The following is a 9,785-nucleotide window of genomic DNA, read 5'->3' on the forward strand; positions in this document are numbered from 1 at the left end:
CAACTGGTAATCTGTCAGCAACGCGACCTGAAAACGACGAATCAATTAAAACCTTCTATCCAGAGGCTGTGAATCATGAAAGCTCTTCGACCGCAACTTTCTCTCGTTGTGGGGATCTGTCTCATCACTCTGGGGCTGTCTGCTTCCACCGCGAACGCACAGTCCGTCTGCCTGCCCGCTCCGCGTCTACTGACCACGATGCCCATGGGCGGACAGGTCGGCACAACGTTCGAAGTCAAAATTGCTGGTGAAGATATTGATGATGCTGAAGAACTCAACTTTTCCCATCCTGGGATCACTGCGGAACCCAAGCTGGATCAAAATGGCCTGCCGATCGCCAATCAGTACGTGGTGACAATTGCCAAAGACTGTCCGGTTGGTGTTCATGAAGCACGCGTGATGACCCGGCTTGGCCTCTCGACTTCCCGTGCCTTCAATGTGGGAGACCTGACCGAAGCCGTTCAGACCCCTGGCAAAAATTCTTCACTGGAAACGGCGATGCAACTGGATCTGAACTCGATCTGTAATGCCATCATGACCAGCCGCAAGATCGATTACTACACCTTCGAGGCCAAAGAAGGGCAGCGGGTTGTCGTCGATTGTGCTGCCAAGGGCATTGATTCCAAACTGAATCCGGTCGTCATCATTGCCAATGAGCGCGGCATGGACCTGGTCGTTGAACGTCGCGGCGGCATGCTCGATTTCAAAGTTCCCCAGACCGGAAAATATGTGATTAAAGTGCACGGTCTGACTTACGATGGTGGTCCGCATCACTTTTATCGCCTGGCCGTCAAAGCAGTACAGCCAGATGAGCTTGTAAAACGACTGCCTTCGATTCAATCCGTGAGTGCGTTTTCCTGGCCGCCCGCCGGTCTGACTGATGCCAACATCCTTCCCGAAGCGGAACCGAATAACAAACACGCCGAAGCCCAGAAAATCACCCTGCCGTGTGACATCACCGGTAATTTCTATCCCGCAGCCGACGTCGATACCTTCGAGTTCAACGCGAAGAAAGGGGAAGTCTGGTGGGTGGAAGTTGCTTCCGAACGTCTGGGGCGACCTACCGATCCTTCGATCGTCGTTCAGCAGGTCACCGGCACTGGTGCTGATGAGAAACGGACCGACCTGGTCGAGCTGAAAGACATTCCCAGTCCGGTCAAAGTTTCCAGCAACGGCTATTCTTATGACGGACCTCCCTACAATGCCGGTTCGTCCGATATCCTCGGTAAAATGGTGATTAAGCAGGATGGCGTCCATCGGCTGCAGATTCGAGACCTGTTCGGGGGAACCCGCAACGATCCGAAAAACATTTACCGCCTGGTGATCCGCAAAGCGGCTCCCGACTTCGCAATTGTCGGCTGGGCGTTGCATATGAATCTACGTAATGGAGACCGCAACGCACTCTCCAAGCCCATCGCCCTGCGGGGGGGAGCGACGATGCCTTTCGAAGTGGTTGTGGTACGCCGCGATGGCTTTGATGGTGAGATCGAACTTTTCATGGATAACCTGCCTGAGGGAGTGACAGTGAGTGGAGTGAGAATTCCCCAAGGCAAATCCCGGGGCATTATGCTGATTACGGCTGAAGAAAATGCACCCCAGGGATACACGAGTGCCAACTTCTATGGTAAAGCGACCATTGATGGTAAAGAGGTAACCCATCCCTGTTACCTGGCTTCAATGCAGTGGCCGGTCAAGAACGCCTGGAGTGAAATTCCCAGTCCACGGCTCATGGCCGACGTTCCGGTTTCGGTGACCGAATCCGAACAGGCCCCGATCACGATTACCCCCGCGGAAGATAAAGTCTTTGAAGTCACCGCTGGCGAAAAACTGACCATTCCGCTCAAGCACATTCGTCGCAGTGATTTTTCAGGGGCGAATATTACTCTGAAAACCTTCGGCGATGGCTTTGATCGCAATCCGGCCTTTGATGCCACTCTCAAAGGGGACAGTTCCGAAGCCGTGCTTGATCTGGCAAAACTGAAGCCCGCTCCCGGCGAATACAACATTGCATTTTACGGATATGCAGTTGCCCGCTATCGGGAAAATCCGACTGGCGTCGCCCTTGCAGAAGCAGGGCTCAAGCAGGCGAAACTGGAAGCGGAAGCTCTGTCCGCCAATGCAGACAAACTCGCAAAAATTGCCGAGTCTGCTCCTGATGCCGAACGTCCCGGTGCGAAATCTGCAGCGAAAGAGGCGGCAGCCAAAGCAAAAGTAGCTCAGAGCGACATCACAAAAGCCGATAAACAGTTAAAAGCAGCCGTTGCTCGCGCCAAGCCCAAAGATATCGTCGACATCATCGTCTCCACTCCGATTCGTGTTCGTGTCAATCCAGCTAAGAAGGCCCAATAGAGATGACAGACAACTTTTATGCTTCATCGATTCAACCCTGTCCGGGACCGGTCAATCGTCGTGGCTTTCTCCGCATGGGACTCGCTGGCTTTGCTTCACTGAGCTTGCCTGGAATTCTGCGTCTGCGGGCCGCCAGCCCGGTGCAGAAGAAAAAAGATAACACGGCCGTCATCATGGTCTGGCAGCCGGGTGGGTGCTCGCACATCGACACGTACGATCCGAAACCGACTGCTCCCGTTGAATATCGCGGCCCGTTTAATACGATCCGTACCAGCGTACCGGGGATTGATTTCACCGAACTGCTGCCCATGCAGGCGAAGATTGCGGATAAATTCACGGTGCTGCGTTCCATGCGTCACGGCAGTCCCGGCCATCCCGCGGGAACACTGCGGATGCTGACCGGCGATACGGACATTCGCGATAAAACCAATCCCAAGTATCCGGACTGGATGTGCGTCACGAATTATCTGCGTTCCAAGCAGGGACCGCGGGAAAATCCATTGCCACCATATGTCGGCATCAACTTCTCTTCGCAGAGAGTCGGGGCGGCTTACCTGGGCGATGCCTACGGTCCGTTTACGGTATCCGGAGATCCGAACAGACCGAATTTCAGTGTGCCTAATATCGGTCTGTCCAATGCCTCTGAAGTGAAGCAGCTGGATCGCCGGGCTGATCTCCGTGCAAAACTGGATACTCTGGAACGCTCTTTCGACCAGGCCGGGGAACTTGAAGCACTGGACGAATTCGAAGCACAGGCGTTGACTCTGCTGACCAATCCCAAGGCAAAAGACGCATTCGATCTTAGTAAGGAAGATGATAAGACACGCGATCGCTATGGTCGTAACTCCTGGGGACAGCAGTTGCTGATGGCGCGTCGTCTGGTCGAAGCGGGCGTCGATGTGATTTCGACCAGCCTCAGTGGTCCTCTCTGTGGTCGCGTCAATAACTGGGATGACCACGCCGTGAATCACCATGTGTTTGATGCTCTGCGTTTCCGTTCACAAGCTTACGACCAGGCCGTCTCGGCTCTGATCGAAGACATCTACGACCGGGGCCTGGATGAACGGGTGCTGGTTGTGGTGACAGGTGAATTTGGCCGGACTCCCAAGGTGAATTACCAGCCCAGTACCGGGGAAGGAAACGCGAGTGCTCCCGCCGGAACCAAGCAGCCCGGTCGCGACCACTGGCCACGTGCGTTCTCTAATATCTGGGCCGGTGGCGGTATCGAAACCGGACGCTTCATCGGTGCCAGCGACAAGCTGGGTGAAGATTCCATCGAACGCATCTGCGGTGCGGGTGATTTCCTGGCGACGATTTACCACCATTTGGGCATCGATTCCTCGAACGTCTTCATCGAAGATTTCAACGGACGTCCGACACCCATTATCGCCGACCAGGGCAAACCGATTCCGGAACTGCTGGGTTAGTTCCCTGCTATAGAGTCTGTCGCTGGAACTGCACGTTCTTCGCGAAGTAGCGTCTGCTGACTCTGTCGTCAATCCTGCGCAGTGGGTAGACTTGCGACTTGTGATCATCCTCTCTTCTCTGTTCTGAGGGAATCGACAAGTCGCATGAGTACCTATGTTGTTCTGGTTTACATCGCCGTCTATTTAAGCATGCTGCTGGGGGGCATCCCCGGCCTGCGCGTTGACCGTACTGGTGCTGCGCTGCTGGGAGCGATTCTCCTGCTGGCCGGACAAGGCATTACGGAGCAGCAGGCGCTCAACTCGATCGACGTACCAACACTGGCGTTACTTTTCGGATTGATGGTCGTCTCGGCCCAGTTCCAGCTGGGAGGCTTTTACGGCTACGTGTTGCAGCGCGTGGTGCTGTATGACATGGCTCCCGCGACACTGCTGGCAGCGGTGATTGCACTGACCGGTGCACTCAGTGCGATTCTGACGAATGATGTTGTCTGTCTGGCGGTTGCACCACTGCTGGCTCGTCTGTGTCTCAAGAAACGGCTCAACCCGGTTCCATTTCTGCTGGCCCTGGCTTGTGCAGCGAATATCGGCAGTGCAGCCACGTTGATTGGCAATCCACAGAATATCCTGATTGGTGAATCACTTCAGCTGTCTTTCAATCGATATCTGCTGATTGCGACGCCACCCTGTCTGGTCGGCCTGTCACTGGTCTGGTGGGTTATTGTCAAAGTATATCGAGATCAATGGACGGTCGCACCCGGGGAGAGCATTCCGTCTGAGGAGCCCCCTTTCAATCGCTGGCAGACTCTGAAGGGAACCGTGATTCTGTTGGTGCTGGTGGTGTGCTTTATGTTTGCTCCCTGGGCGCGGGAACTGTTGGCACTTTGTGCGGCCGGCGTCCTCCTGCTCAGCCGTACTTTTTATTCCCGGAGCGTGATGGGACTGGTCGACTGGCCTTTGCTGGTCCTGTTTATCAGCCTGTTCATTGTCAATCAGGCATTCCAGCTGGCGGGAGGCATGGACTGGGTGATGTCTCATACCGAAGCTGCCGGGATCTCGCTTTCTGAACCGGTGCCGCTGTTTCTGGGAACGGCGGTGTTGAGTAACCTGGTTTCCAATGTCCCGGCAATCATGTTGCTGTTACCGGTCGTAGAAGGCAGCAGTCTGGGGGCGTTACTGGCCCTGAGCAGCACCCTGGCGGGTAACTTCATCATTGTAGGAAGTGTGGCGAATATCATTGTTGTGGAAGCAGCCCGGCAGGTGGGAATCAAAATCAGTTTCCGCACACATGCGAGAGTCGGGATTCCCGTCACGCTGGGCAGCCTGTTGATCGCGGGAGGCTGGCTCTGGCTGGTGACCTGAACTGGGGAGTTCATCCCGGAAATTCAGGCGTCGCTCACAATACGGGGCCAAGCATTGCGACCGTGTTGTTCCAGAAACGCCGCGGTAATGACCAGTTGGTGACATCTTCCAGGGTGATTTCCTTCGCACCGGCCAGGTATTCTTCCTGGCGCCCCCGGACTGCGGTCGTCAGCTTCGGATCGTACAGCAGGATGTTGTTTTCGTAATTCAGATCGAAGCTGCGTCGGTCCATATTCGCTGATCCGATCAACGTGATCTCCCCGTCGAAGGTCAGCGTCTTGGCGTGCAACAGACCGCCGGTATATTCGTAAATCTTCACTCCTGCTTCCAGGAGTTCCCGATAATAACTGCGACTGGCGGCGGCCACGAAACGGGAGTCGTTGCGAGCCGGGAAAATAATCCGGGTATCGACGCCCCGATAGGCGGTCGCGCACAGGGCTTCCTGCAGCGGTTCGTTAGGCACGAAATAGGGGGTCGAAATGACCAGTTCGCGGCGTGATGTGTGAATCAGGGCTGTGAACATTTCGGGCATCGCCGAATTGCGCACGGTCGGACCGGTGCCGATTACCTGGGCGGGAAGACCGTGTTCGAATGAGGTTACTGGTTCAGAGAGCAGGTCAGACAGGTCTTCATCGACATAGGTCATCCAGTCACTGAGAAACAGGTATTGGTTTTGTCGGGCAATGGGACCTTCAAACCGGACGACCGCATCGACCCAGGGAGCAAATTTCGCTTTGATCCGAAATTCCGCATCGGAACAGTTCTGGCTTCCGCAGTAGGTAATGCCTCCATCGATGACGACGATCTTGCGGTGATTTCGGAGATCGATGCGGCCAATCAGCATGCGCTTCAAAGGATTTCCAATGGGCAGGGCTACGGCCACATGGACGCCCGCCTGACTCATTTCGCGCCAGTGCGCAGACTTGATCATCAGGCGTGACCCCAGACCGTCCGCCATTGCCCGGCACTTCACGCCCCGGGCGGCAGCCCGCTTGAGGGCTTCGACGACCTTGCAGCCGTTATTGTCGGGGAGCCAGATGTAAAACAGCAGATGCACATGATCCTGAGCAGCGTCGATATCGCGGATCATTTCATCAATGACCGTATTCGAGTCGGGCAGCAGTCGGGCCCGGTTGCCTTCGGCCGGTTCAAAATTGCTGATGGAACGGCCCACGCGGAACAGATGCTCGTAGCGTTCGGGGACAGAAGGCAGTACCGGGTGATGACAGGTGTCTTGGGGCGCAGAATAATGGGGCAGACCCGCGAGGACCCGCTGCATACGGGCAACGCGGCGGTGACCAATATTAACTTCACCGAGCAGCAGATAAGCCAGGATGCCGCCGACCGGTATTGTGGCGATCACCACGATCCAGGCCAGGCGGGACGTTGGTTCGCGATGCGGTCGCAGAATGACGCGAATGATCACCAGGATCTCGATCAGGATGTGAATCTCCACCACGATTCCGGTGATGCTCATCGGTGTCTCTTTCTCTCAGAGATAAGTCAGTCAGCGCGTCGGGAAAGGCATGACCGCTGTCGGTCACATCTGGACAGGCACAACTTACCGCATTCAGGGCAGCAGATCAAGACTCGACTTATGTTCGAGGATATTGACAGATTAGTGAGAACGTGGCCTTTGAATCTGACTTCTCGATTGGGTACTGATCTGACAACTTAGACAACTCCCCGGAGATCCACTATGATCAACGGGTATGCTCGGGTGTTCAAACTGAGCCGTCTGATTGATTCGTCCTGGAGAATGGTTGATGTTGTCACCTCGATTACTGTCTCGCTCTATTTGTTTACTGCTTTGTCTTATCGTCTATGAGGGCGACGCGCATGTCTTTGCGAGTGAACCGCGGGCGCAAGGGCTGGTGGAGTTAAAACGATTTCCTGCACGCGAAGCACATCAGGCGGTCGCCGTGGATGAGCATGCGTTTTATGCGATTTCCAGTCGCGAGATCGGCCGGTACGACAAACAGAGTGGTCAGAAACTGAAGCTCTGGTCGCCGCCGCGGGATTCGCATATCAAGCATCTGAACAGCGGGATTGTGATTGACGGCAAGCTGTATTGTGCTCATTCTAACTGGCCCGCATCCCCGCTGAAAAATACGATTGAGGTGTTTGATGCGACGAGTCTACGTCCACTGCAGACATTGAAGTTTCCCAAAACAACCGGAGCGATCAACTGGGTTGACCGCCGGGAGGGAAAGTGGTGGGTGGTCTTCGCCTTTTACGGAAAAGCAGAGACTGTTAAGCAGACCCGACTGGTACGCTACAACGATCAATGGCAGCCGGAAGCGGAGTGGACCTTTCCGGAACAGGTGGTGCAACGCTTTCTGCCCAACAGTAATTCCGGTGGTGCCTGGGGGCCGGGAGGACTGCTCTTCACGACCGGTCACGATCATGGGGAGCTCTATGTCTTGCGGGTTCCCGAGCAACCGGGAGTGATGGAGTACGTGGAAACGCTGGCTGCTCCCCTCGCAGGGCAGGGGATTGCCTGGGATGCGACAGATGCAGGTGTCCTGTATGGCATCGTTCGCAAGCAACGCGAAGTCGTCAAGATGCGACTCAAGCAGGCTGAATGAGGGAACGCGATCCCTTCAGGCTGCATTCAGGGCCCCGTCTACTTCAGACAAGTTGACTGACTTGCACAATCGGGAGTGACTCAGGACAATAAGCGGCCCTTACGTAAATGAAGTCTGGAGTCCCCATGAGTGAACACATTATTTTATCCCTGTCCTTTATTCTGCTGGCCGGTATTGTCTGCCAGTGGCTCGCCTGGCGGGTAAAATATCCCGCGATCATTTTCCTGCTGGCCACAGGGATTTTCGCCGGCCCGGTGATGGGCTGGCTGGATCCGGATGAACTGTTTGAAGATCTGCTGTTTCCCTTCGTCTCACTGGCTGTGGCGGTGATTCTGTTCGAGGGAAGCCTGACACTGAAGCTGCAGAACATACCCGGGCTGGAGCGGGTCATCCGAAATATGATTACCATCGGTGCCTTCATCACCTGGATGGGAACGACCTTGGCGACACGACTGCTGCTGGATTTTTCCTGGAATGTGTCGTTTTTGTTCGGTGCCCTGATGGTGGTCACCGGGCCGACTGTCATTACACCACTACTGAGGACCGTGCGACCCAAAGAGAATGTGGCCCATATCCTGCAGTGGGAGGGAATTCTGATCGATCCCCTGGGAGCGATTCTGGCGGTTCTGGTGTTCGAATTCATTCTGGCAGGGGGGGCCGAAGGGGGCTTTGCCGCGGGGCTGGTCGTGTTCGGTAAAATGGTGTTGATTGGGGTGCTGTTTGGCGCAGTGAGTGGTTACCTGTTTGCATTCCTGCTGAAGAAATACTGGATCCCTCAGTATCTGCATAACTTCGCCTCGCTGGCTTTGGTGTGTGTCGTGTTTGCTGTCTCCAATATGTTCGAGGCGGAATCCGGCCTGCTTTCGGTGACGGTGCTGGGAATCTGGCTGGCAAATACCAAAGGTCTCGATCTGGATGACATCCTGGATTTCAAAGAAAGCCTGAGTATCCTGCTGATTTCCATGCTGTTCATCATGCTGGCAGCCCGTATGAACCTGAGTTCATTTCGTGATTTAGGCTGGCCTGCGGTGGCGGTGTTCGCGGTAATTCAATTTGTGATTCGCCCGGTAAGCGTGCATCTTTGTGCCCTGGGATCCAAACTGTCGATGAACGAGCGGCACCTCCTGTCGTGGATTGCTCCGCGCGGGATTGTCGCAGCAGCAATCTCGGCCCTGTTTGCCATTAAACTGCAGGCGGTCGGCTATCCATTTGCTGCGGCGATGGTTCCCCTGACATTCATGGTGATTGTAGGGACGGTGGTGTTACAGAGCACGACTGCCGGCCCGCTGGCCCGCTTTCTGAAAGTCGCTGAGCCTGAACCGAACGGTTTTCTGATTGTCGGTGCAAACCGTCTGGCACAGGTGATTGCCCTGGAATTGAAGAAAAACGGCATTCGGACATTTCTGACCGACCAGAACTGGTCTTCCGTGACAGAAGCCCGTCTGAAAGGGCTGCAAGCATACTGGGGAAACCCCGTGTCGGAACATGCGGAACGCCATATTGACCTGATCGGCATTGGACACCTGCTGGCGGTCTCCCCCCAAATGGAACTGAATGCACTGGCGGCACATTATTATCGACTGGAGTTTGCCAAGGAGAATATCTTCACGATCCGGATTTCGGAACCTACGGCTGGGAAGGCCGAAGCAAAGACTGCTTTTAAGTATGGTGGGCGCCCCGTGTTTAGTGAATCGCTGAACTATCAGGATCTGAGCCGGATGCTGGAGCAGGGGGCAGAAATGAAAACGACTGTGTTGTCAGAAGAATTTACCTTTGAACAGTTTCAGAAACAGATCGACGCGAGACGTATTCCGTTATTTGCCATCGATACCAGTCACCGTGTGCAGGTCTTTACAGCAGAACCTAAATTTCAACCAAAGGCAGGCTGGAAGATCATGAGTCTGGCGGAGCAGGTACCTGTCGAAACCGGGTAATTACTTTGAATGGAGCTTTCACTCACCGGTAAGCTTTAAAGCTTAAGACTGGTCGGCTGCTCTGTTTGCTGTGGAATACGTACCTGTGTCTATTTTAAAGCCTTTTCAGGGTTCGTAGTGGCCATTAG

6 protein-coding genes are annotated in these 9,785 nt (G+C 54.9%); 5 read left to right on the plus strand and 1 reads right to left on the minus strand.

The annotated features are described in order from the left end of the window. Window positions 1-75 precede the first annotated feature (75 nt). From RID21_RS05900 to RID21_RS05910, 3 genes are all read left to right on the plus strand, one after another. On the plus strand, window positions 76-2,349 hold the full coding sequence (locus RID21_RS05900; RefSeq protein ID WP_350187682.1) for a serine protease: 2,274 nt from the start codon (window positions 76-78) through the stop codon (window positions 2,347-2,349). Window positions 2,350-2,351: 2 nt separating this feature from the next. Continuing rightward, on the plus strand, window positions 2,352-3,776 hold the full coding sequence (locus RID21_RS05905) for a DUF1501 domain-containing protein (protein ID WP_350187683.1): 1,425 nt from the start codon (window positions 2,352-2,354) through the stop codon (window positions 3,774-3,776). 144 nt (window positions 3,777-3,920) lie between these two features. Beyond that, on the plus strand, window positions 3,921-5,135 hold the full coding sequence (locus tag RID21_RS05910) for an anion transporter (protein WP_350187684.1): 1,215 nt from the start codon (window positions 3,921-3,923) through the stop codon (window positions 5,133-5,135). A 34-nt stretch (window positions 5,136-5,169) separates the two neighbouring features. Here RID21_RS05910 and cls read toward each other — a convergent pair whose 3' ends face one another. Continuing rightward, on the minus strand, window positions 5,170-6,612 hold the full coding sequence (gene cls / locus RID21_RS05915; RefSeq protein WP_350187686.1) for a cardiolipin synthase: 1,443 nt from the start codon (window positions 6,610-6,612) through the stop codon (window positions 5,170-5,172). Window positions 6,613-6,901: 289 nt separating this feature from the next. On the opposite strand from cls, the gene RID21_RS05920 reads away from it, so the two are divergent. Together RID21_RS05920 and RID21_RS05925 are read left to right on the plus strand one after the other, a co-directional pair. Continuing rightward, window positions 6,902-7,723: a hypothetical protein gene (locus RID21_RS05920; protein ID WP_350187687.1), complete on the plus strand. Its 822-nt coding sequence runs from the start codon at window positions 6,902-6,904 to the stop codon at window positions 7,721-7,723. Window positions 7,724-7,848: 125 nt separating this feature from the next. After that, complete coding sequence (locus tag RID21_RS05925; protein WP_350187688.1) at window positions 7,849-9,657, plus strand: cation:proton antiporter; 1,809 nt, start codon at window positions 7,849-7,851, stop codon at window positions 9,655-9,657. Window positions 9,658-9,785: the final 128 nt, after the last annotated feature.

The sequence above is a fragment of the Gimesia sp. genome (genome assembly GCF_040219335.1).
Taxonomy (GTDB): Bacteria; Planctomycetota; Planctomycetia; order Planctomycetales; family Planctomycetaceae; genus Gimesia.

What these genes read in the sequence shown, in the direction of transcription:
- RID21_RS05900 (WP_350187682.1), top strand. Translation starts at nt 76, where the DNA reads ATGAAAGCTCTTCGACCGCAACTTTCTCTCGTTGTGGGGATCTGTCTC.
- RID21_RS05905 (WP_350187683.1), top strand. Translation starts at nt 2,352, where the DNA reads ATGACAGACAACTTTTATGCTTCATCGATTCAACCCTGTCCGGGACCG.
- RID21_RS05910 (WP_350187684.1), top strand. Translation starts at nt 3,921, where the DNA reads ATGAGTACCTATGTTGTTCTGGTTTACATCGCCGTCTATTTAAGCATG.
- cls (WP_350187686.1), bottom strand. Translation starts at nt 6,612, where the DNA reads ATGAGCATCACCGGAATCGTGGTGGAGATTCACATCCTGATCGAGATC.
- RID21_RS05920 (WP_350187687.1), top strand. Translation starts at nt 6,902, where the DNA reads ATGTTGTCACCTCGATTACTGTCTCGCTCTATTTGTTTACTGCTTTGT.
- RID21_RS05925 (WP_350187688.1), top strand. Translation starts at nt 7,849, where the DNA reads ATGAGTGAACACATTATTTTATCCCTGTCCTTTATTCTGCTGGCCGGT.